Origin of the sequence: Pseudomonas fragi (assembly GCF_002269505.1) — a bacterium.
Lineage (GTDB): Bacteria > Pseudomonadota > Gammaproteobacteria > Pseudomonadales > Pseudomonadaceae > Aquipseudomonas > Aquipseudomonas fragi_D.
The window spans coordinates 118,963-142,311 of the sequence record NZ_NQKQ01000005.1; the positions used below are offsets into that span (position 1 = coordinate 118,963).

The window sequence follows — 23,349 nt, forward strand, 5'->3', positions numbered from 1 at the left end:
GGATTTATTGTGAGCAAGTCTTTGCAAGCCATTCGTGGCATGAACGACATCCTGCCGGAGCAGACGCCTCTGTGGCGCTACTTTGAAAGCAAGGTTTCGCGTTTGCTGGATAACTACGGTTACAAGCAGATCCGCATGCCAATTGTCGAATTCACCGAGCTGTTCAAGCGCTCGATCGGTGAAGTGACCGATATCGTCGAAAAAGAGATGTACACCTTCGAAGACCGCAACGGCGATTCGCTGACGCTGCGTCCTGAAGGTACCGCGGCGTGCGTGCGTGCTGTGCTTGAGCACGGCATCACCGGTGGCGGCCAAGTGCAAAAACTCTGGTACATCGGCCCGATGTTCCGTCACGAGCGCCCGCAAAAAGGCCGTTATCGCCAGTTCCACCAGATCGGTGTCGAGGTGTTCAACCTTGATGGTCCGGACATCGATGCCGAGCTGATCGTGCTGACCTGGCGCCTGTGGGGCGAGCTGGGTATCCGCGACGCGGTCAAGCTCGAACTCAACAGCCTGGGCACCAGCGAAGCCCGTGCGCGCTATCGTGCCGCCCTGGTCGAGTATTTGTCCTCGCGTCTGAGCGAGCTTGACGAAGACAGCCAGCGCCGTCTCAAATCCAACCCGCTGCGTGTGCTCGACACCAAGAATGCCGATACCCAGGCTGTTCTGGTCGATGCACCGAAGCTGGTGGACTATCTGGACGAAGAGTCCCGCGTGCACTTCGAGGGCCTCAAGGCACGCCTCGATGCCGCCGGTATCCCGTACACGATCAATCCGAAACTGGTTCGTGGCCTGGATTACTACAGCAAAACCGTATTTGAATGGGTGACCGATAAACTGGGCGCCCAGGGCACCGTCTGTGCGGGCGGCCGTTATGACGGTCTGGTCGAGCAGATGGGCGGCAAGCCTACTGCCGGTGTCGGTTTCGCGATGGGCATCGAGCGCCTGATCCTGCTGCTCGAAACCCTTGAGCAAATCCCCGAAGAAATCGCACGTCAGGTCGATGTTTACCTGTGCGCTTTCGGTGAGGCCGCTGAACTGGCCGCCCTGGCGTTGAGCGAGCGTGTTCGTGACCAACTGCCGAACCTGCGCCTGCAGATCAATGCCGGTGCGGGCAGCTTTAAAAGCCAGTTCAAAAAGGCTGACAAGAGCGGCGCACTGTATGCGCTGATCCTGGGTGACGACGAATTGGCCCAGCAAGTGGTAGGTGTAAAACCCCTGCGTGGCCAGGGCGAACAACAAACGATTGCCTGGGATGCTCTAGCTGAGCACTTGGCCACCTGCATTGTGCAGGGTTGAAGCTGCAAAACAGCCGATTTAGCGAATAAGGAGTGTTGGGGTGTCGAGTAACGAAGATGATCAGCTGGGCGAGTTGAAAGACTGGTGGCAGCGCAACGGCAAACCCCTGCTGACTGGCGGCTTGCTTGCGCTGGTAGTGGTGTCCGGCTGGCAGCTCTGGCACAAATATCAGACGAATCAGTCGCAAGGTGCGTCGGTTCTCTACCAACAACTGCTGGAAACCACGCTTACCCCTGACGGCAAGCCGGATGTGGCCCGTGTGGCAGATCTGGCCAACAAGTTGAAGAGCGAATACGCAGGCACTGCCTACTCGCAATTTGGCGGCCTGTTCGTGGCCAAGGTGGCAGTGGACAACGGCAAGCTCGATGACGCAGCAGCCGAACTGAAAGCCATTGTCGACAAGCCGGCTAATGCCACTCTGGGTGAAGTGGCGCGTCAGCGTCTGGCTCAGGTGCTGGCGGCACAGGGCAAGGTTGACGATGCCCTGAAGCTGCTGGAAGGTGATTCGGACAAGGCATTCCAGGCCAGCCGTGAAGAACTCAAGGGCGACCTGCTGGTGCAGCAGGGCCGTACTGACGACGCTCGTGCAGCTTACGAAAAGGCTAAGGCCGGATTGTCGGATGAAGCAGCAGTAGGCGGCTTGCAAATCAAGCTTGATGACCTGGCCAAAGGGGATGCGTGACGTGATGCGATGGAAACATGCGGCATTGCTGGCTCTGGTCGTTTTGGCCGCGGGTTGCAGCAGCAACAGCAAAAAAGAACTGCCACCGGCCGAGCTGACCGACTTCAAAGAAGAAGTCGTGCTGCAAAAGCAGTGGAGCCGGTCGATCGGTGACGGTCAGGGCAAAACCTACAACATGCTGGTGCCAGCGGTTGAAGGCAACAATATCTACGCTGCTGACGTAACGGGCGTGGTGATGTCTCTGGACCGCATGAACGGCGACGTTGAGTGGAAAAAAGACCTTGATCTGCCTGTTTCCGGCGCAGTTGGCCTGGGCTATGGCCTGGTCATGCTCGGCACCTTGCAAGGTGACGTGATTGCCCTGGATGCCAGCACCGGCGAAGAAAAATGGCGCTCTCGCGTTAACAGCGAAGTGCTTGCACCTCCTGCGACCAACGGTGATGTGGTGGTGGTACAGACCCAGGACGATCGCCTGATCGGCCTGGATGCTGACACCGGCAATCAGCGCTGGACGTATGACAGCACGCCGGGCGTGCTGACCCTGCGTGGTACGGGGGCGCCACTGGTGACCAATCACCTGGCCATCGGCGGTTTGTCGACGGGTAAAGTGGTCGCTCTGGATACGCGCAACGGCGTACCTGTGTGGGAGCAACGTGTTGCCATCCCGCAGGGTCGCTCCGAGCTTGAACGCATTGTCGATATCGACGGTGGCCTGCTGATGTCCGGCGGTACACTGTACGTCGCCAGCTATCAGGGCCGCATGGCAGCACTGGAAATGGAATCGGGTCGCGTGCTCTGGCAACGCGATGCTTCCAGCTATGCCGGTGTCGCACAAGGTTTTGGCAGCGTCTACGTCAGCCTGGCGTCGGGCACTGTAGAAGGCGTTGACGAGCGTTCGACCACCGCACTGTGGAGCAACGATGCTCTGGCTCGCCGCCAACTGTCGGCACCGGAAGTCTTCTCCAGCTACGTGGCGGTCGGTGACATGGAAGGCTATCTGCACCTGCTGAGCCAGGTCGATGGTCGTTTCGTGGGCCGTACCCGCGTTGACAGTGATGGCCTTCGGGCACGTCCGCTGGTGGTCGGTGACATGATTTACGTGTTTGGTAACAGCGGCAAACTGGAAGCCCTGACCATTCGCTAAGGCGTCTATGCTTGAGGCTTCAGGGCCTCGGGCAGCCTTGCTCTGGCAAGGTTTGCGGCACATTTGTGCTGTTCCGAACTCTGGCCGCTGCCTTGCAGCGGCTTTTGTATTTTCTGAAATAACGAAGTGGAGAGCCGCATGGTTCCCGTAATCGCCCTGGTGGGCCGACCAAACGTCGGCAAGTCCACCTTGTTCAACCGCCTGACCAGGACTCGTGACGCCATCGTTGGCGACTTGTCCGGTCTGACCCGTGATCGCCAATACGGTGAGGCCAAGTGGCAAGGGCGTTCCTACATTCTGGTCGACACCGGCGGTATCTCCGGTGACGAGCACGGTATGGACGAAAAGATGGCCGAGCAGTCGCTGCTGGCCATCGAAGAAGCTGACGTCGTTCTGTTCCTGGTAGATGCAAAGGCCGGCTTCACCGCCGCTGACCAGATGATCGGCGAACACCTTCGCAAACGTAACAAGCGTTCTTACGTGGTGGCCAACAAGGTCGACAACATCGACCCGGACATGGCTCGCGCCGAGTTCGCACCGCTGGGCATGGGCGACGCGATCCCGATCGCCGGTGCCCACGGCCGTGGTATCACGCAGATGCTGGAAATTGCCCTGAGCAACTTCCCGCGTGACGAAGAAGAGCCGGAAGACGGTGAAGAAGAAGTCGTTCTCGAAGGTGAGGAAGCCAAGCGCATTCCTGGCCCTAGCGAAAAAGACGGCATCAAGATAGCCATCATCGGTCGTCCAAACGTCGGCAAATCGACACTGGTCAACCGCATGCTCGGTGAAGACCGGGTTATCGTGTATGACCAGCCCGGCACCACTCGCGACAGTATCTACATCCCGTTCGAGCGTAACGACGAGAAGTACACGCTGATCGACACCGCCGGTGTGCGCAAGCGCGGCAAGATCCACGAAGAAGTTGAAAAATTCTCCGTGGTCAAAACCCTGCAAGCGATCAAAGACGCCAACGTGGTGATCTTTGTGATGGACGCCCGCGAAGGCGTGGTTGACCACGACCTCAACCTGTTGGGCTTTGCCCTTGAGGCTGGTCGGGCGCTGGTTATCGCGATCAACAAGTGGGACGGCATGACCCCGAGCGAGCGCGAGTTCGTCAAGGTTGAGCTGACCCGTCGCCTGTTCTTCGTCGACTTCGCCGATATCCACTTTATCTCGGCGCTGCACGGCACTGGCGTGGGCAACCTTTACCAGTCGGTGCAGAACTCCTTCAAGTCGGCGGTCACCCGCTGGCCGACCAACCGTCTGACCCAGATTCTGGAAGACGCGGTCAGCGAGCACGCACCACCGATGGTTAACAGCCGCCGGATCAAACTGCGTTATGCCCACTTGGGTGGTGCCAACCCGCCGATCATCGTGATCCACGGTAACCAGGTTGAGAAGGTTCCGAAGTCTTACGTCCGTTATCTCGAAAACACCTACCGTCGTGTCTTGAAGCTGGTCGGTACGCCGATTCGCATCGAGTTCAAAGGTGGCGAGAACCCGTACGAAGGCAACAAGAACTCGCTGACCGACCGTCAGGTCAACAAGAAACGCCGCATGATGTCGCACCACAAGAAAGCCGAGAAAAATCGCAAAGACAAACGCTAATCGCGTAAGGTCAAAGCGTAATGAGAAAGGGTCCGAAAGGACCCTTTTTCGTGTCCGGCGTTTGGGCTATTCTCGGTGGGTCCTGTGCCGCAGTCAGTGCCGGGAACTCAACAGGGAACGGCCATGATCACCAGCAAGTTGCCGAACGTCGGCACCACCATCTTCACGCGCATGTCGCAGCTCGCGGCAGAAACCGGCGCAATCAACCTGTCTCAGGGGTTCCCTGACTTCGATGGCCCGCAGGCGTTGCGTGATGCCGTTGGCCAGCACATTGCCAGTGGCCATAACCAATATTCCCCTATGACCGGCCTGCCCGCGTTGCGTCAGCAAGTGGCGGCCAAGATCGCCCGCAGTTATGGCGTGCAGGTCGATGCCGATACCGAAGTGACCATCACTCCCGGTGCGACCCAGGCCATTTTCTGCGCGATCCAGGCCGTGATTCATGCAGGCGATGAAGTTATCGTGTTCGATCCGTGCTACGACAGTTACGAGCCTTCTGTCGAGCTGGCGGGTGGTCGTTGCGTGCATGTGCAGCTAGGGCTGGATGACTTTTCGATCGATTGGCAAAAACTTGAAGATGCGCTGAGCCCGCGCACGCGCATGATCATCCTCAACAGCCCGCACAACCCTAGCGGTGCGTTGATCAGCCGTGCCGAGCTGGACCAGTTGGCCCGCCTGATTGCTGGCCGCGATATCTACATCATCAGCGATGAGGTGTATGAACACCTGGTGTTCGATGGCGTGCCCCACGTCAGTGTTTTGTCCCACCCTGAACTGTACGATCGCGCTTTCGTTGTCAGCTCATTCGGCAAGACCTACCACGTAACCGGATGGAAAACCGGTTATGTCGTGGCTCCGCCGGCCCTGACCGCCGAGTTGCGCAAGGTTCACCAGTACGTCAGTTTTTGCGGGGTGACGCCCCTGCAGTATGCCTTGGCTGACTTTATGAGCGCCCACCCCGAGCACGTTGAAGAGTTGCCCGGGTTTTACCAGGCCAAGCGAGACCTGTTTTGTGATTTGCTGAGCCCATCGCGTTTTACCTTCAAACCGGTGGCAGGGACGTATTTCCAGTTGGTGGATTACTCCCGTATTCGTCCGGACCTGAATGATGTCGACATGGCTGTGTGGCTGACCCGCGAGCACGGCGTGGCGACCATTCCGGTATCGGTGTTCTACCAGACCCCGCCCGCAGGGCAGCGGCTGGTTCGCCTGTGTTTTGCCAAACGCGAGGAGACGCTGCGTGAAGCAGCAGAAAAACTATGCGTGATCTAAAGGGATTACCCGATCTAACTGTGGCGCTGGTACAAACCACGCTGGCCTGGCATGACCGTCAGGCCAACTTCGATCATTTTGACGAGCTGCTGGAGCAGGCCCGCGGCGCCGACCTGGTGGTGTTGCCGGAAATGTTCACCACCGGTTTCAGCATGGAGTCCAGCACCCTGGCTGAGCCTGAAAACGGCCCGAGCACTGACTGGCTGCGCAAGCAGGCCAAAAGGCTGAATGCCGTGGTGACGGGCAGCGTGATTGTGCTCGCTGCGGATGGCAGCCACCGCAACCGTCTGTTGTGGGCGCGTCCAGATGGCGAAGTGCTGCACTACGACAAGCGCCACCTGTTCCGCATGGCAGGTGAACATGAGCATTTCACCCCGGGTGAGCGTCAGGTCCAGTTTGAGGTCAAGGGCTGGCGTATTCGCCCGCTGATTTGCTATGACCTGCGCTTCCCGGTGTGGAGCTGTGACCCCCATGACACTGATCTGTTGCTATACACCGCCAACTGGCCAGGTGCGCGACGGCTGCACTGGAACCGTTTGCTGCCTGCGCGGGCCATCGAAAACCTGTGTTATGTCGCTGCGGTAAACCGGGTGGGCACGGACGGTAAGGGTCTGGTGTATACCGGAGACAGCCATATCCTCGATTTTCAGGGCGAGTCGTTGCTCAGTGCCGGGGAGGCGGACGGCGTGTTCACCATGAGCCTCAATGCGGCTGATCTGGGCGCCTATCGTGAGCGGTTCCCGGCCAATCTGGATGCGGACGATTTCGTGCTGCGCTGATTTGTAGAAGCAGTTATCAGACTGTGTGTACGACGTAAAACCTGTGGGAGCGTGGCTTGCCCGCGATGGCCTCACCGCGGTCTGCCTGCCAAATCGCGCCGCCTGAATCGCGAGCAAGCCCGCTCCCACAGGGGCTAGTGATTGCCGGTCATGCAATAAAAAGCCCCCAAGGCTCTCGCCTTGGGGGCTTTTGCGTTTCAGGCCAGCTGCTTACGCAGCTTTCGCCTCGGTTTCGCTCAAGGAGCGGTTCAGGGCGCTGAACAGGGCCTTGAAGCTTGCCGTGGTGATGTTTTCATCAATGCCCACGCCATGCACGGCACGCCCACCATTGACCCGCAGTTCGATGTAGGCCGCAGCCTTGGCGTTGGTACCCGCGCCAATCGCATGCTCGTTGTAGTCCATGATCTCGGCATTCACTGGCAGGCCGGCAACCAGGGCTTCCAGCGCGCCGTTACCTTTGCCGCTCCAGCGCAGGTTGGTCTCGCCATCACCCTTGGCCGACACTTCGACTTCGACTGCACTGTGACCGTTTTCTTCCTGCAGGCGGTGGCTGACCAGCGCGTACGGGGTGTTGGCCTGCAAGTATTCGGTGCGCAGCAAGCTGTGAATCTGCTGGGCTGTCATTTCCAGGCCCAGGCGGTCGGTTTCGCGCTGTACCACCTGGCTGAATTCGATCTGCATCCGGCGTGGCAAGCTGATGCCGTATTCCTGCTCCAGCAGGTAAGCAATCCCGCCTTTACCCGACTGGCTGTTAACCCGAATCACGGCTTCGTAGCTGCGACCGATGTCGGCGGGGTCGATTGGCAAGTACGGCACTTCCCACAGGGCGTCCGGTTTTTGCTGGGCGAAGCCTTTGCGAATGGCATCCTGGTGCGAGCCGGAGAACGCGGTGTGCACCAGGTCGCCCACATACGGATGACGCGGGTGAACCGGGATCTGGTTGCACTCTTCGACAACCTTGCGCACACCATCGATGTCCGAGAAGTCCAGTTGCGGGTCCAGGCCCTGGGTGTACATGTTCAGGGCCACGGTCACCAGATCGACGTTGCCGGTACGCTCGCCATTACCAAACAGGCAACCTTCGACGCGGTCGGCACCCGCCATCAGACCCAGCTCGGTGGCGGCAACGCCGGTGCCACGGTCGTTGTGGGTGTGCAGGCTGATCAGTACGCTGTCACGGCGGTTGATATTGCGCCCGAACCACTCGATCTGGTCGGCGTAGATGTTCGGCGTTGCACATTCAACCGTGGCAGGCAGGTTGAGGATCATTTTGTGCTCAGGGGTCGGGTTCCACACCTTGATCACCGCGTCACACACTTCCTTGGCGAACTCCAGCTCCGTGGCGCTGAAAGTCTCTGGCGAATATTCGAACGTCCACTGGGTGTCCGGCTGCTGGGCGGCGTATTTGACGAACAGCTTGGCCGCGCTGACCGCGATTTCCTTGATGCCGTCTTTGTCCTGGTTGAACACGATGCGGCGGAAAGCAGGGCAGGTGGCGTTATACAGGTGAACGATGGCTTTTTTCGCCCCGCGCAGTGACTCGAATGTACGGGCGATCAGGTCTTCACGGCCCTGGGTCAGCACCTGAATGGTGGTGTCGTCCGGGATGTGACCGTCTTCAATCAGGGTTCGCACAAAATCAAAGTCGGTTTGCGACGCAGCCGGGAACGATGCCTCGATTTCTTTAACGCCAACGCTGACCAGGGTCTTCCAGAAACGCAGCTTCTTTACCGCATCCATCGGTTCGATCAGCGACTGGTTGCCGTCGCGCAAATCGGAACTGCACCAGATTGGCGCCTGGGTGATGGTTTTAGACGGCCAGGTGCGGTCGGGCAAATCAATGACCGGGAAGGCGCGGTATTTGGAAGAGGGGTCTTTGAGCATGGTCATCAGGCAATCCTTAATATGCGAGCCGACGATTCAGACGCGGCCAGCCGGAAAAATACAAAGCAGAAGGCGAGGCACCGCAACTAGCTTTGCAGTCGTGCACTGACGAGGCAAAGGCTGCGATGTTGGCGAAGCAGAATGAGGGTCTGTGATGTGTTCATGACCTCAACCCTAACCATTGGTGAGAAGGATGGCAAGCCAACAAAAAAGATTGAGATAACTGCTCGTATATTGAGCGAATTCGGTTTTTTATCGCGCTTTTAAGTTACAGGCATCCTTAATGTTGCGCGGCTTTAGTGTCTAGCTTGCATTCGATGCTGTTCGCGGCAGGCAATATCGGTCTTCACCGGTTGAGCCTGTCAAAGGTGTTTGCAGATCAACAGGGGTTTGAGCGTCCCAAAGCCGCGTGCAGTCGTTGTCATAAACCATGAAAACCCGTGAAAAGCCTTGTTTTGCAGTGCTCAAGCGTGAGCGCTGATGAGGCTTTTAGCTTCACTGCTCAAATTGTCGCAATACTTGATTCCGCTTCCACAGCAGCAAACAGTGCTGTTGAAGAGAACTGTAATCAGCTGCCGAGTATGACGATGCGTATCTATAGCTCTCTCTTTGTGATGGGTTGCATATGGTGCTTGAGTGCACAGGCAATTGCTTCGCCAGCCATCAACCCTGGGCCGATGTTCGGTTTTCTGGAAAGTGGCAAAAGCGCTGTGTTGAAACGTATTTACAACTCGGGAAGCAGTACTGCGTTCGTCAAGGTCGTGGTTCAGGAAATTATTTACGACGCCCATGGCCAGCCTGCAGAGCAGCCAGCCAAGGCGCTCTCGGCGGGGCCCTTGACCGCGCAAAATACCCTGCTGGCGAGCCCGGCGCGGATGATAATTCCCGCCAATGGCATGCAGTCCACCCGTTTGCTGTTTATGGGCAAACGTGAGCATGAGCGTTATTACCGGGTGCGTTTTATTCCCGTATTACCGACCAGTGCCGACAGTTTTGATCAGAGTGCTGACGATCAGAAGGGCTACGAAAAAGAACTGGCTGCACAAGTAACGCTGTTAACGGGCTTTGGCACTTTTTTATTTGTCAGGCCGGACAAGGTCACGTTTGATACGCGTTTTAATGATGGCAAAGATACGTACAGTGTTCATAACGCTGGCAACAGTGTCATCGCACTGGATTTCGTGAAAACTTGTCATGTTGAAAGAACTGCCGAGTGTTCGGGTATCGCCCAACACTATGTACTGCCCGGCAGTACTTATATCTTCACCAAAGAAGACAATAAACTTCACAGTTTTGTACTTCAAGAAGGCACGGCGGAACGAAAAATATCATTCACCCGAACGTGAGTATAAATCGCAATAAAAATGTAACACCCCTAACTATAAACCTGAAAAAAGGATGCAAAAATGCAACGCACTTTTATGGCTACTATCAGTCCACTGGCCCTTGCCTTGTCCGCCATGCTGGGCGCGACCCAGGTGTCTGCAGCCGACCCTGTTGAAATACAAGTTCAATTGGTCGCCAGTGTTCCCACCACCGCATTTTATGTCGTACCTGCTGAAACCGGCTGGATTGGTGTTCCGCAGCGTATGGAGTGGACACCCGATCCAGTTCTGGGCGGTAAATTGAGCACTCTGCGCAAGGCGTTTGACGTCAAAAACAGTTCGGGTGCAATCGCCGCTCGTTTGACCGACAGTACGGGTGCGTATTTGTCCGATGGTGCGAACCGAATGGTGCCACTTGACGTTTATTTCAATAACAAGGAACTGAATCAGGTTACCAGCCAGGAAGTTGTCAGTGCCACTGAAGCGGCTGCCGGAAAACGTGTTGACCTGAGTATTGCCGCTGTCGAAACGGGGAGCCCGATCCCGCCGGGTGAATACACCGGTATTGTCAACATGACCTTCGACGCCGTTCCGCCTGTCGCACTGTAAACCGTCTTTAGTAATACCTGAGTCATTGCGCTCTCTTTTCAGGTGGTCGAACAACGGCTGACAGTTTCGGCCGCCTGAAAAGTGCAATCAAGCGGGTTTTACATAAACGAAGTCCGTTCGTTTTGGATAACTACTATTGAACTCTGTCATGGGTCGAACCCTGATTGTGTGCTGCTCGATAATTCTTTCGGTTGGCATCAAGGCTGACGTTGATACACCGTCAACTTTGGGTGTGTTAAGTCAGGCCGAACACTTGCCTGCCGGTTTTGAGGAACACTTCTTCGATGTGCCCCTGGCCGTGCGCATCGATGTGAATGCCACGATGCTCGGGGACGCTCTGGTCATCCTCGGCCGTGATGAGACAGTCCGCCTGCTGAGCTTTACCGATACCGGGGACAGCCCATTGCCCGAGGCCGATCGCGCCGAGTGGCTGGCGCTGTTGTCCACGGCCACTGCGCTGGGCAGTTGTACGCAAAACTGTGCAAATGGCCTGGTGGCTCTGCATTACAACTTGCAGGATTCACAGCTGTCGATTTTGACCGATGCGGCTGAGCGCGAGCGCGCTCCCGCTCAATACCATGACCTGCCCCAAGACGGCAGCAATGGCCTGATTCTGCACAACCAATTGAATATTGCCCGCAGTGGAGGTTCCGCCACCGGCACCGCGGCGCGCTATAACGTCCAGGCCACTGGCAGCCTGGGTAACTGGACCCAGGTGGCGTCAGCCGAACTGGCACGAACCGGCGACCCCGACGCCCCGACTTACCATTCGCTTAACCAGCTTTATGGTCAGCGCGAATTTGCCGGCAATTTTTTCCGTCTGGGGTACTTCACCCCGGATGCGCTGGGGGTTTATCGACGACCGCGAAATTTTGGCGCCAGCCCGGACACCACCCTCGGTTTCATGTACGGCACCAGCGACAGCCTGGCCGTCAACAGCTCCAGCCCCAGCACCTACCCCATCTATGTGACGCCAAGCCGTCAGGGCCTTGTCGAGGTGTATCGCGATGGAGTGCTGATTTACAGCCAGGCCGTCGCCAGCGGTTTGCAGACCCTGGACACCCGCCGTTTGCCCGGTGGTATTTACCCGGTGCAGGTGCGCCTGATTGAAGACGGACAAGTAACGTCCAGCAGCGAAGAAATGATCTACAAACCCAATAACTGGCGTAATGCCGATCAACCCTGGCGGTACAGTTTTTTTGCCGGCAAGCGGCGTCAGTTATTCAATAACTGGGGCGATGACGTTCGTTACGATCAGGGTTTGACCTACGGTGCTCTGGTCAATTACCTGCTGCATCCGCGAGTGATCCTGGGCGTTGACGCGCAGCGCGTTGCACAAAAAATGCAGTATGGCAGCTCGCTAGACTGGGGGCTGTCGGACCATTTCAGCCTGTATGCCAATGTGTATCAAACGGCCGGTTACGGTACCGGCATGGATGTGCAGGCCCGCTATCAATACCAAGGCGGCAGTGTGATGTTTTCCCATTCGCGATCCTGGCTGGATACCCGCGATGATTTTGATTATCTGGATACCGTCGCGATCCGTGCGAAAAGCCGCTACACCGGCCGTACGCAAAACTCGGCCCTGTCGGTGACCCAGCGCCTGAGCCTGACCAGCAGCCTGACCGGGCGGGTCAGCCACAGCAGTGGTAATACCAACGGCACGGGGGTTGATCTGAGCTGGTTGCGCAATGGCAAGCTGTTTGGCAGCGACATGAGCTGGCAGGTGTCGGTGTTTGACCGGCCTGCGAGCATCAGCACCGGGAGCCGGCGCAATCGCGGGATCGACCTGAGCATCAATATGGCGCTGGGCAAGCCTGGCGGCAGTCTGTCGGCCAGTATCGGCAGTCGCACGTCCCGCGATGGCGAGCGTGAGCTCAATGGTTCGCTGGGATACAACAAGACCCTGAGCGGCGACTTTTTCAAGAGCTACGCCACCGGCCTTACCGCCGACAGTTACGGCGTAGGTCTCAATGGCTCGACCCAGTTTGAAACCCGGGTAATTAACGGCGATGCCTACGCTCAACGCTCTTCTTATGACGGTGAGTTGAGCGGTGGCTTGAACCTCAACAGCACCGTAGCTGTCGGCGCGGGCAACCTGGCGGCCAGCGGCAGTTTTTATGGGGGCGAGGGGGCAATGATTGTCGATCTGGACTCGGACATCGACAACCTGATATTGCGCGCTGATGACATGGGCGGCAGTTATGGCGCGCAGCTCAAGCCCGGCCGCAACATGGTGCCTGTGAGTGCCTATAAAAGTGGCTCGGTGCATTTCGACTTTGCCGGCAGCGACGCTCATGCGGCGACGATTCATCCCAACGTCAGCCGTTATCACGTCAACAAGGGTGGCGTGGCTTATCAACAGGTGCGTGTGCTTAAAACATTGTCGGTGCTGGGCCGCCTGGTGGATCCGCAGGGGCGCCCGTTGGGGGGCGCCCATATCCTCAATCACGCCAGTAGCAGTGTCTCTGAGGCCGACGGGTTCTTTGTTCTGGAGATGAGCGAGTCTTCGCCAACCCTGCATGTTCGCCACAGGGGGCAACCCGCCTGCAGCGTTGTGCTGGAGCCGACTAAACACAAGCGCGAAAACAATGTGCTGGTAGTGCCCGATATCGTTTGTACGTCGGTTTCAACCGTTGCCTCCAAGGGAGTTTGATTGGTGAATTTTTTATCCGGCAGGTGTATGCAAGGTTGGCTTAAACGGCTGTTAGTGCGGGCAGGGGCTGTTTGCCTGGTATGGATATGCACTGCATCGTTGATGGCCAGCGAATACACCGTCACGGCGCAGTACACGCCAGACCCTGGCAACCCCGGCAATACGATGTTTATCAACACCAGCGTCGACAGCGGGGTGTGTGCTGAAGTGCCTCGTCTCTGTACGGCGGACAGGTTGAGGAGCTTTATGACCTCGATTGACGCTGTTTCGGACGTTGGGCTTATTGCCAGAGAGGCATATACCAATGAACGTTATGGTGCTTTTTTCAGCCTCGACGGCCTTTTCCGGTTTGTAACTTTGACCAACGAAGCCACTGGCAGCACGCGGACTCTGAGGTTTGCCGTGGCCGGCTATGGAGGGCGCTATGAACTCAGTAAATCGGTGGACGGTGGCAGTGGGCACAACGCTTTATGGTGGGGTAAAACTGAGCCGGGCGGTGCCTGGTGGCAGGCGCCCATTCCTTGTTTCGGCGGTGGCACGCCCGGGTATACCAACCTGAGCTTTGATTTCTTTTGGCGAACGCCGCATGAAAAACGTTCGTGTGTGAAACTTCCGGTCTTTGATATTCCGGGGCCGTTCAAATACACCCATTTCAACCTGGCGTATTCATTGCTGACCCCCAACCCGCTGGATATGGATGCCGGTGTTTATAGCGGACGTCTTGTGTATAGCGTAGGCCCGGGGGGCGATATCGATTTTGGTGATCGAACGGTTGCCAATGACAACAGCCTGACTATCAACTTTCAGTTGAAGGTCAATGCGTCGCTTAAAGTCGATTTTCCGCCGGGGGCTTATCGGGCTGTTTTACAACCGGTACAAGGTTGGCAAGGCTGGATGAATAGTGGCAAGCCAGTGCCATCGCTGAGTGCCAGTCATGTGTTCAGAATCGCCGGGACCGGTTTTTTCAAGGCCTATCTGAACTGTGAACATTTGATCGGTCAGGACTGTGCCATTAGTACCGATACGCAAAGTGGCGCCTCGCAGGTACCAGTGGATATTGCGGTCAGCTTACCGGCCAGTATCGTGCAGTGGCCGGGTAATCAGCCTGCGTTGAAGGTGCCTTTAAAGTATGGCGTTGAAAATGCGGCGCTGTTCAAAATGGGCGGTTTACACGGCTCGCAGTCGGCAAAAATGCACTATGACGTGCGTGCCGAGCACGTGGCTGAAATGGTCGAAAATCCGGGCAGTACGTACAGGGGGCTGGCGACTATTATCTTTGATGTGAACCTGTGACGGTGATTAACCGCATTAAACATTTTTTGCAAGGTGGGTTTATGGCGTGTCGGCAATTTTCATAAAGGTGGAAAGTATGGGTCTTAATATCGGTTATATCTGACACGTCATGATCGCGCGGTGTGTAACGAATCATCGTGTTGTAGGTGGCTGGTTAGGGTGCTATTAAAGCTTTTTGGTCTTTGTTATATAAGTCTGTAAGCGAGGGGTTTACACTTCAGCGGACCGAATTTTAAGGCTGCAATATGGCCCGGTATTTAATAGCCAATGTGATGTTGTTTGATGATGAGTTGTACGAAGTTTCAGATTTGGGCAGTACTGTCGCACCTGTGGTAATAGGGGCGGCAGCCAGCCGCTGTTTTTCTACATTGCTTGAAGCCCAGGGGGCGATTGTCACTAAAAAGGCGTTGTTGCATGCGGGGTGGGAACGCTATGGGCAGCAAGTGTCCACCAACAGTGTAAACCAGTCCATTGCCCAGATCCGCCGCTGTCTGTCCACCGTCGGGCATAGCGATTTCGTGGTGACAGTGCCGCGAATCGGCTACAAAATCAGCGATACCCTGTCAATTGAGAAACTCGGTGAGAGCTCACCTTCAGTCGACAGTGCACCCTTGCCGAAATTGATGGCTGATCAGGCTTCAGTGGCGACAGTCGTCAAGTATAGGGGGCGCCAAGCGCTGCTTTGCTTGAGCGGATTATTGTTGTTTAACGCGTTGCTGGCCTTTGGCTGGCAAGGTGGGCAGTTGAGTTCACCGTTGGCGCCGGCTATCGAATTCAGCTACTTACCCATACCGGGTACGGCCAACCTGCATCTGTTTTCAGCACCGGGCTTAAATATCAGCCCTGAACGCATCAATGCCCATTTGTTTAAGTTAAAGAATAAACCTCCCGCGTTTACCGGGTTGGCAAGTTACGCCTATGTGTATTTGAACGGTGCGTTAAGAGATAACGCCTACGGGTATTTTTTATGCCGCGATCCGATAGAGGTCAGTATGTCGGGGTGTATTTCATATATGGTTGTGGATGAGTCCGAGTAATGGCAGCTGCTAAGTGGAGCTCGTTGGGGGTGATGGTCTTTGCTCTCATCAGTTTGCCCTGGCTGGCGGCAGCCTGGATTTACTCGGCAGATCAGGTGGTGTGGGAGTGCCATCTGGACTTTGAAGTATTGGCCATTGCATCCGATCAGACTGCCGAGCGCACACTGGGCTCGTACAGCCAGTTTTTTCACGGAAACCACAGCGGTTTTTCGCGGATCAGCGGCCGTAAGGTAAGCACCCTTGCGGACGGTCAAACCCGGGTACAGAACTTTCACCGATTTGTCGATTTCAAGTATGTGCAGGCCGGGCCTTATCTGAAGAATACCGTCGCCAAGATCACGCGCAAAAAAGGTGACACCTTGAGTGACGGGCAGGAACTGGTGTTTATCAGTTCACCGGGAGAGGACGTGTATATGCAAGTGCTGAAACTTGGCCCCAGCACCTATTCGTTTGGTGGCCTGGGCATGCCCCGGCAGATCTGCCAGGGCAGGCAGGGTTGGCTGATGCCCAGGTTGCGTTAGGGCTGGAATGCACCAATGAAAATCGCCGGATCGACCCGGGCATCGTTGAGGCTGACATTCCAGTGCATGTGCGGGCCCGTAGCGCGGCCTGTCGAGCCGACCTTGCCGACCACATCGCCGCGCGCCAGTTGCTGACCAACTTTGGTGTCGATTTTCGACATATGGCAGAACATGCTGATAAAGCCCTGGCCATGATCCACAAACACGGTATTGCCATTGAAGAAGTAATTGCCGATCAGGATCACCTTGCCCGCTGCCGGGGTCTTGATCGGTGTGCCAGCAGGCACCGCGAAGTCGAGACCGGCGTGAGGGTTGCGCTCTTCGCCATTGAAGAAGCGGCGCACGCCGAACTTGCTCGACAGCGGGCCATTGACCGGTTTGTCCAGCAACAGGTTGCTCGGGGTATTGGGGCTGAAGGTGCGGTAAGCCTTGATCTGGATCGCCAGTTCGTTGTTGATGCGCTTGATATCGGCCGGGTCGGGATTGACCTGACGCTTGTTTTTCAAGGTGATGTGCTGCTCGGGGTATTTTTTGCTGCCCACCGCAAAGCTCAGGTTGCGCCCGCCGGAGGTGATCTGCTGGGTACCGGGTTTGACTGTCAGCGGGATGCCGACAATCGCCCGCCAGGTGTCCTGCTCCTTGATCACCATGACCGGCTTGCCGTCATAACTGGCCTTGGGCGCTTGGGCGCCGGAGCCCAAATCAATCACGGCCACACCGCCCGGCACCGGTTTGTTCAGCAAGCGGGTGATATAGCTGTCAGCCGCCTGAGCATTGAGGGTCAGGCACAGCAACAGCACAACAGAGAAAAAACGCGGCATTGGTCAGTCCAGTAGAGAAAGGGTGACGGGCGTGAGGTGATTGTCCTCGACACGCACTTGCAGTTCGCCTTCGCCCAGCTTGGCCCTCAAACGTTGACCGTTTTGGGTTTGCGCGGCGCTGTGGATGGCATTGCCCTTTTCATCGAGCAGGATGCTGTAGCCACGGCCCAGAGTGGCCAGCGGGCTGACCACATGCAGGGTTTGCATCTGGTTTTGCAGTTGCATGCGGCGCGACTTTAGGCCTTCTCGCATGGCCCGTGGCAAGCGCTCGGCCAGGCTGTCCAGGCGCTGGCGCAGCATGGCCAGTTGGCGGCCCGGATGCTGCGCGGCCAACCGTGTTTCGAGGCGGATCAGGCGTTCGCGGCGAGTATTGAGGCTACGCTCGAAAGCCCGGCGCATACGCATGTCCAGGTCATCCAGGCGCTGGGCCTGCTGGCGCAGGCGTTCGCCGGGGTGACGCAGGCGTCGCGCCAGGCCGTCGAGGCGCAAGCGGTCGCGCATCAGGCGGTCGCGGATACGCATCACAAGACGACGATGCAGGCTGTCGATGCGCCGTTGCAGGTCGCTGGAGTCCGGTGCCAGCAACTCGGCTGCGGCGGACGGAGTCGGGGCGCGCACATCCGCGACAAAGTCGGCGATCGATACGTCGGTTTCATGGCCGACAGCGCTGACGATGGGCGTGACACAGGCATCGATGGCGCGGGCCACGGCTTCTTCGTTAAAACACCACAAATCCTCCAGCGAACCGCCGCCACGGGCCAGGATCAGCGCATCAAAGCCCCGTGCATCGGCCAGCTTGAGCGCCCGGACGATCTGCGCCGTGGCTTCGCGGCCTTGTACGGCGGTGGGGATCAGCGTCAGCTCAACTTGCGGTGCTCGGCGACGGAACACGCTGATGATGTCGCGGATCACCGCGCCGGTGGGCGAGCTGACGATGCCGATGCGTTGCGGGTGAGCGGGCAGGGCGATCTTGCGTTCGGGACTGAACAGGCCTTCGGCGCTGAGCTTTTCCTTCAGCGCATCGAAGGCCAGACGTAGCGCGCCATCGCCGGCGGGCTCCACGGTGTCGAGGATCAACTGGTAATCGCCACGGCCTTCAAACAGCGAGACCTTGCCGCGTACCTTGACCGCCAGCCCGTCTTTCAAGGCCTGACGCACCCGTGCCGCGTTGTTGCGAAACAACGCACAACGCACCTGGGCGCCGCTGTCCTTGAGGGTGAAATACACGTGGCCAGAGGCCGGGCGGGCGAGGTTGGAGATTTCGCCCTCTACCCAGATATTGCTGAATACGTCTTCGAGCAGCACCCGCGCCCGGCCATTGAGCTGGCTGACGGTCAGGACTTCCCGGTCGAGATTGAGTCTTGCAAAGGGGTCTTTAATCATGCGGGCCATCATAAGGGCGGATTGTTATCACTGCACCTGTCTGATAGAAGTCTGCGCACTAAAAACAAGGAAGCAGAGCAATGGATTTGCCGTTTAGTGGTGGTGAGTGGGTGTTGCTGGAGCTGGCCATTGCCCTGGCCTATATCGTGTTTGGGGTGGCGGGGTTTGGTACCGCGCTGGTGGCCGGGCCACTGCTGATCCTGTGCTTGCCGCTGTCGAAAATCATTCCGCTGCTGGTGCTGCTGGATTTCGTCGCGGCGTTTGGCAACTGGCTGCCGTCGCGCCGGGATGTGGCGCGGCCCGAGCTGCTGCGATTGCTGCCGTGCATGGCCATCGGCTGTGTGGTCGGCGTGACATTTTTGCTTAACCTCAAGTCCGACCTGTTGCTGCTGTTGATGGGGCTTTTTATCACCGCTTACGCCTTGTACAGCCTGGCGGTCAAGGTGAAACCGGCACAGGTAGCTGCCGGCTGGGCCATCCCTGTGGGGATCACGGGCGGATTGTTTGGTGCGCTGTTTGGCAGTGGCGGTTTTCTGTATGCGCTTTATCTGAATGCACGCTTGCCCAAAGACGCTGCCCGCGCTACCCAGAGTGCGTTGATCAGTTGCAGCACCGTGGTACGCCTGACGCTGTTTGTGCTTGCGGGCGTATATGCCGACGGCGAGTTGCTGTTGCTGGGCGCCTGCCTGTTACCGGCAATGGCATTGGGGTTGTGGGTCGGCCGACGACTGACGCGCAAATTATCCCGTGAGGCTTTTGTGCGAGTGGTGACGTGGTTGGTGCTGGCCAGCGGGATTGCGCTGATTGCGCGTTACCTGAGTTAAACTGCGCGGCCGAACCCTGCAGTCGCTCTCATCCATATGTGCCGTACCCCATGAACTCGCAAAGCATCATCGTTCCCAAAATCTCCACCTTGCCGGTACACGAGCCGCGTGCCCGGGCCATCGTGCGCTGGCTGGTGCGCAAGAACATCATCGAAGAAGAACTCACCACCTGCGGCCGTACTGGCAATGGCATGGCCTACGCCATCGCGCCCGGTGCCCGTGAGGTGGTGCTGCACCCCGAGGCGCTGCCTTTCGGGCAGCCGGTCAATGGCCTGGAGATCATCACCAAGCGCTGCATCTACACACCGGCCAAAGGCTTTCTTGAAGAAGCTGGTTGCGCCGAGTGCCGCAAGGAAGTGGGTGAGGCGCTGTTCGACAGCCTTGAAGACTGGATGCCGGGGCGTACCGACAATTTCATCTGCCCGCTGTGTACCCATGAAGACGACATCAACGGTTTTCTGTTTTTACAGCCGTGTGCGTTTTCCAATCTGGGTTTTATTTTCAACAACTGGGCCGAGGCGGGGTTCAAGCAAAGCTTTCTCGACGAGTTTGCCGACTGGCTCGACCAGCCGGTGGCGTGGGTGAAAGTCGAGCTGTGAACCTGTAGTCGCTGCCGAAGGCTGCGAAGGGCATCGCGCGGCCTCCAGTTAACGGGTTGCTCCGCAACCCTTCGCAGCCTTCGGCAGCGACTACACGACTGTTTTTCTGCCTTCAAAGTCAGCTAATCATTGGCCCTTAGCGAAAAACTCTCTAAAGGTTTCCGTTGAGAGACTCAGGTGTTTTGAGTACAATGGCGCGCTTCCATTTTCCCGCTCGGGAGCCCCAGCGATGCTGCGTATCAGCCAAGAAGCACTCACATTCGATGACATCCTTCTCGTCCCCGGTTATTCCGAGGTTCTCCCGAACGAAGTCAATCTAAAGACTCGTTTGACCCGTGGCATTGAACTGAATATTCCGCTGGTTTCCGCTGCAATGGACACCGTAACTGAAGCCCGTCTGGCAATCGCCATGGCTCAGGAAGGCGGTATCGGTATCATTCACAAGAACATGACCATTGAGCAGCAAGCTCACGAAGTTCGCAAGGTCAAGCGTTTCGAAGCCGGTGTGGTTAAAGAGCCGATCACTATCGAGGCGGATGCCACGGTACGTGAATTGCTTGAACTGACCCGCCAGCACAACATCTCCGGCGTTCCTGTACTGCACAATGGCGACCTGGTCGGCATCGTGACGTCCCGTGACGTACGCTTTGAAAACCGTCTGGAAGCTACCGTTCGTGACGTGATGACGCCAAAAGAGCGTCTGGTCACGGTCAAGGAAGGCGCCGACAAGGAAGAAGCCCGTGAGCTGCTGCACAAGCACCGCATCGAGCGCGTGCTGATCGTCGACGACAACTTTGCCCTCAAAGGCATGATGACCGTTAACGACATCGAAAAAGCCAAGGCTTACCCGTTGGCCAGCAAGGACGACCAGGGTCGTCTGCGTGTGGGCGCAGCGGTCGGTACCGGCAAGGACACCGCTGATCGTGTGGCCGCCCTCGTGGCTGCCGGCGTTGACGTGGTTGTAGTCGACACCGCTCACGGTCACTCCAAAGGCGTGATCGACCGCGTTCGCTGGGTCAAGCAGAACTTCCCGCAAGTTCAGGTCATTGGCGGCAACATCGCCACTGGCGCTGCCGCTCTGGCCCTGGCTGAAGCCGGCGCTGACGCAGTCAAGGTCGGTATCGGCCCTGGCTCGATCTGCACCACCCGCATCGTTGCCGGTGTTGGCGTTCCGCAAATCAGCGCAATTGCCAATGTGGCCGCTGCCCTTGAAGGTACTGGCGTACCGTTGATCGCCGACGGCGGCATCCGTTTCTCGGGTGACCTGTCCAAGGCCATCGTTGCCGGTGCTTCCTGCGTGATGATGGGTTCGATGTTTGCCGGTACTGAAGAAGCGCCGGGCGAAATCGAGCTGTACCAGGGCCGTTCGTACAAGGCTTACCGCGGCATGGGTTCGCTGGGTGCGATGTCGCAGTCCCAGGGCTCCTCTGACCGTTACTTCCAGGACTCCTCCGCGGGTGCCGAGAAGCTGGTACCGGAAGGTATCGAAGGTCGTGTGGCGTACAAAGGCTCGCTGACGGCGATCATTCACCAACTGATGGGCGGTCTGCGTTCTTCGATGGGTTACACCGGCTGTGCCGACATCGAGCAAATGCGTACCAAGCCGGAGTTCGTGCGTATCACCGGCGCTGGCATGGCTGAATCCCACGTCCACGACGTGCAGATCACCAAAGAAGCACCTAACTATCGCGTAGGTTGATAGTGGTCGCGCCCGGGTTCACGCCCGGGTGCGATACGAATTAAATCACCGGGGCTGTTTGATTCAGCCCCGTGTCGTTTCTGAAATTAATCGAGATTTTGTCATGGCCCTCGACATTCACGCTCACCGCATCCTGATCCTGGACTTCGGTTCCCAGTACACCCAGCTGATCGCCCGCCGCGTGCGCGAAATCGGCGTTTACTGCGAACTGCACCCGTTCGACATGGACGACGCAGCGATCCGCGAATTCGCCCCTAAAGGCATCATCCTGGCCGGTGGCCCGGAGTCGGTACACGAAGCCGGCAGCCCGCGCGCCCCACAAGCTGTATTTGACCTGGGCGTACCGGTTTTCGGTATCTGCTACGGCATGCAGACCATGGCCGAGCAACTGGGCGGCAAGGTTGAAGGTTCCGAGCTGCGCGAGTTCGGTTACGCCCGCGTTGACGTGGTTGGCAAAAGCCGCCTGCTGGACGGCATCGAAGACCATATCGACGCCGACGGCCTGTTCGGCCTGGACGTGTGGATGAGCCACGGTGACAAGGTCACCAAAATGCCTTCCGACTTCCACATTCTGGCCAGCACTCCAAGCTGCCCGATTGCCGGTATGTTCAACGACGAGCGCGGCTACTACGGCGTGCAGTTCCACCCGGAAGTGACCCACACCAAGCAGGGCGGTCGCATCCTGTCGCGCTTTATCCTCGACATCTGCGGCTGTGAAGCCCTGTGGACGCCGTCGAAAATCGCTGAAGACGCGATTGCCAACATCCGTGCCCAGGTCGGTACCGACAACGTATTGCTGGGCTTGTCCGGCGGCGTTGACTCCTCGGTCGTTGCGGCTTTGCTGCACAAGGCCATCGGCGACCAGTTGACCTGTGTATTCGTGGACAACGGCCTGCTGCGCCTGCACGAAGGTGAGCAAGTGATGGCCATGTTCGCCGAGAACATGGGCGTCAAGGTGATCCGTGCCAACGCTGCCGACCAGTTCCTGAACAACCTGGCTGGCGAAAGCGACCCGGAGAAAAAGCGCAAGATTATCGGCCGTACCTTTATCGACGTGTTCGATGCCGAATCCTGCAAGCTGGACAACATCAAGTACCTGGCCCAGGGCACCATCTACCCGGACGTGATCGAGTCAGCTGGCGCCAAAAGCGGCAAGGCTCACGTGATCAAGTCGCACCACAACGTGGGCGGCCTGCCGGACGAAATGAACCTCAAGCTGGTTGAACCGCTGCGTGAGCTGTTCAAGGACGAAGTCCGTCGTCTGGGTCTGGAACTGGGCCTGCCGTACGACATGGTCTACCGTCACCCGTTCCCGGGCCCGGGCCTGGGCGTGCGCATCCTGGGTGAAGTGAAAAAGGAATACGCCGACATCCTGCGTCGTGCTGACCATATCTTTATCGAAGAACTGCGCAAGGCCGACTGGTATCACAAAGTGAGCCAGGCATTCGTGGTGTTCCAGCCGGTGAAATCGGTTGGTGTTGTAGGCGATGGCCGTCGTTACGCCTGGGTAGTTGCCCTGCGTGCCGTAGAAACCATCGACTTCATGACCGCTCGTTGGGCGCATCTGCCTTACGAACTGCTGGAAACCGTCAGCGGCCGGATCATCAACGAAATCGAAGGCATCTCCCGCGTAACTTATGACGTGTCGAGCAAGCCGCCGGCAACGATTGAGTGGGAATGATTGGACGTCCGGCACTGACCGGCACCAACTAGCAAGAAACACCCTGAAGCCCGCGTAATTGCGGGCTTTTGGTTTTTTGGGTCTGGCAAGTTCTGGCAGCTTTGTGCATCGCCAAGCACCGTGTTTATGTGGCATGGTACGGGGCATTGACTGAGCCAAATGCCATGCTCGGTGTTCGATACCATGTCGCCTTTGTGGGTAAGGGCATGGTATCAAGACTCATAATCCACCCG

Annotated in this window: 19 protein-coding genes; 16 read left to right on the forward strand and 3 right to left on the reverse strand. The window is 57.6% G+C overall.

Annotated features, from left to right (window positions below):
- Positions 1-9 precede the first annotated feature (9 nt).
- The 6 genes from hisS (at position 10) to CJU81_RS06765 (ending at position 6,784) form a co-directional block, all read left to right on the forward strand.
- Entirely contained in the window at positions 10-1,299 is a 1,290-nt protein-coding gene (gene hisS / locus CJU81_RS06740) for a histidine--tRNA ligase (RefSeq protein WP_016779612.1), read from the forward strand.
- Positions 1,300-1,339: 40 nt separating this feature from the next.
- Positions 1,340-1,981: a YfgM family protein gene (locus CJU81_RS06745; RefSeq protein WP_095029241.1), complete on the forward strand. Its 642-nt coding sequence runs from the start codon at positions 1,340-1,342 to the stop codon at positions 1,979-1,981.
- Positions 1,974-3,125, forward strand: coding sequence for an outer membrane protein assembly factor BamB (gene bamB, locus CJU81_RS06750; protein ID WP_095035998.1), 1,152 nt, complete (start codon positions 1,974-1,976; stop codon positions 3,123-3,125). Before CJU81_RS06745 ends, bamB begins: the two co-directional genes overlap by 8 nt.
- A gap of 138 nt (positions 3,126-3,263) precedes the next feature.
- Positions 3,264-4,733, forward strand: a complete 1,470-nt coding sequence (gene der / locus CJU81_RS06755) for a ribosome biogenesis GTPase Der (protein WP_016779615.1) — start codon at positions 3,264-3,266, stop codon at positions 4,731-4,733.
- Positions 4,734-4,856: 123 nt separating this feature from the next.
- Complete coding sequence (locus CJU81_RS06760) at positions 4,857-6,005, forward strand: pyridoxal phosphate-dependent aminotransferase (protein WP_095035999.1); 1,149 nt, start codon at positions 4,857-4,859, stop codon at positions 6,003-6,005.
- Positions 5,993-6,784, forward strand: coding sequence for an amidohydrolase (locus tag CJU81_RS06765; RefSeq protein ID WP_095036000.1), 792 nt, complete (start codon positions 5,993-5,995; stop codon positions 6,782-6,784). The genes CJU81_RS06760 and CJU81_RS06765 overlap by 13 nt, the downstream gene beginning before the upstream one ends.
- Before the next feature lie 210 nt (positions 6,785-6,994).
- Here CJU81_RS06765 and leuA read toward each other — a convergent pair whose 3' ends face one another.
- Complete coding sequence (leuA, locus tag CJU81_RS06770) at positions 6,995-8,674, reverse strand: 2-isopropylmalate synthase (protein ID WP_095036001.1); 1,680 nt, start codon at positions 8,672-8,674, stop codon at positions 6,995-6,997.
- Positions 8,675-9,108: 434 nt separating this feature from the next.
- Here leuA and CJU81_RS06775 point away from each other — a divergent pair, with 434 nt between their 5' ends.
- The 6 genes from CJU81_RS06775 to CJU81_RS06800 all read left to right on the forward strand — a co-directional run bounded on the left by CJU81_RS06775 (position 9,109) and on the right by CJU81_RS06800 (position 16,109).
- Positions 9,109-10,014: a hypothetical protein gene (locus CJU81_RS06775; RefSeq protein ID WP_254924804.1), complete on the forward strand. Its 906-nt coding sequence runs from the start codon at positions 9,109-9,111 to the stop codon at positions 10,012-10,014.
- A 60-nt stretch (positions 10,015-10,074) separates the two neighbouring features.
- Complete coding sequence (locus CJU81_RS06780; protein ID WP_095036003.1) at positions 10,075-10,602, forward strand: CS1 type fimbrial major subunit; 528 nt, start codon at positions 10,075-10,077, stop codon at positions 10,600-10,602.
- Between the two features lie 148 nt (positions 10,603-10,750).
- On the forward strand, positions 10,751-13,258 hold the full coding sequence (locus CJU81_RS06785) for a TcfC E-set like domain-containing protein (RefSeq protein WP_095036004.1): 2,508 nt from the start codon (positions 10,751-10,753) through the stop codon (positions 13,256-13,258).
- A gap of 102 nt (positions 13,259-13,360) precedes the next feature.
- A complete protein-coding gene (locus CJU81_RS06790; RefSeq protein ID WP_095036005.1) occupies positions 13,361-14,551 on the forward strand; it encodes a hypothetical protein in 1,191 nt (396 codons plus the stop codon).
- Positions 14,552-14,796: 245 nt separating this feature from the next.
- Entirely contained in the window at positions 14,797-15,588 is a 792-nt protein-coding gene (locus CJU81_RS06795) for a winged helix-turn-helix domain-containing protein (protein WP_095036006.1), read from the forward strand.
- Entirely contained in the window at positions 15,588-16,109 is a 522-nt protein-coding gene (locus tag CJU81_RS06800) for a hypothetical protein (RefSeq protein ID WP_095036007.1), read from the forward strand. Before CJU81_RS06795 ends, CJU81_RS06800 begins: the two co-directional genes overlap by 1 nt.
- On the opposite strand, the gene CJU81_RS06805 is transcribed toward CJU81_RS06800, so the two are convergent.
- Both CJU81_RS06805 and xseA read right to left on the reverse strand, forming a co-directional pair.
- Positions 16,106-16,930 carry a M23 family metallopeptidase gene (locus tag CJU81_RS06805; RefSeq protein ID WP_095036008.1) on the reverse strand — a complete coding sequence of 275 codons (825 nt, stop codon included), beginning with the start codon at positions 16,928-16,930 and terminating at the stop codon, positions 16,106-16,108. The genes CJU81_RS06800 and CJU81_RS06805 overlap by 4 nt on opposite strands.
- A 3-nt stretch (positions 16,931-16,933) precedes the next feature.
- On the reverse strand, positions 16,934-18,313 hold the full coding sequence (gene xseA / locus CJU81_RS06810) for an exodeoxyribonuclease VII large subunit (protein WP_176464807.1): 1,380 nt from the start codon (positions 18,311-18,313) through the stop codon (positions 16,934-16,936).
- Between the two features lie 80 nt (positions 18,314-18,393).
- On the opposite strand from xseA, the gene CJU81_RS06815 reads away from it, so the two are divergent.
- The 4 genes from CJU81_RS06815 to guaA all read left to right on the forward strand — a co-directional run bounded on the left by CJU81_RS06815 (position 18,394) and on the right by guaA (position 23,116).
- Complete coding sequence (locus tag CJU81_RS06815; protein WP_095036010.1) at positions 18,394-19,137, forward strand: sulfite exporter TauE/SafE family protein; 744 nt, start codon at positions 18,394-18,396, stop codon at positions 19,135-19,137.
- Between the two features lie 50 nt (positions 19,138-19,187).
- Positions 19,188-19,736, forward strand: coding sequence for a sugar ABC transporter ATPase (locus CJU81_RS06820; protein ID WP_095036011.1), 549 nt, complete (start codon positions 19,188-19,190; stop codon positions 19,734-19,736).
- Positions 19,737-19,965: 229 nt separating this feature from the next.
- Positions 19,966-21,435 (forward strand): IMP dehydrogenase, encoded by a 1,470-nt coding sequence (gene guaB / locus CJU81_RS06825; RefSeq protein WP_095029226.1) that lies wholly within the window; start codon positions 19,966-19,968, stop codon positions 21,433-21,435.
- Between the two features lie 103 nt (positions 21,436-21,538).
- Positions 21,539-23,116: a glutamine-hydrolyzing GMP synthase gene (gene guaA / locus CJU81_RS06830; RefSeq protein ID WP_095036012.1), complete on the forward strand. Its 1,578-nt coding sequence runs from the start codon at positions 21,539-21,541 to the stop codon at positions 23,114-23,116.
- The last annotated feature ends 233 nt before the right edge of the window (positions 23,117-23,349 follow it).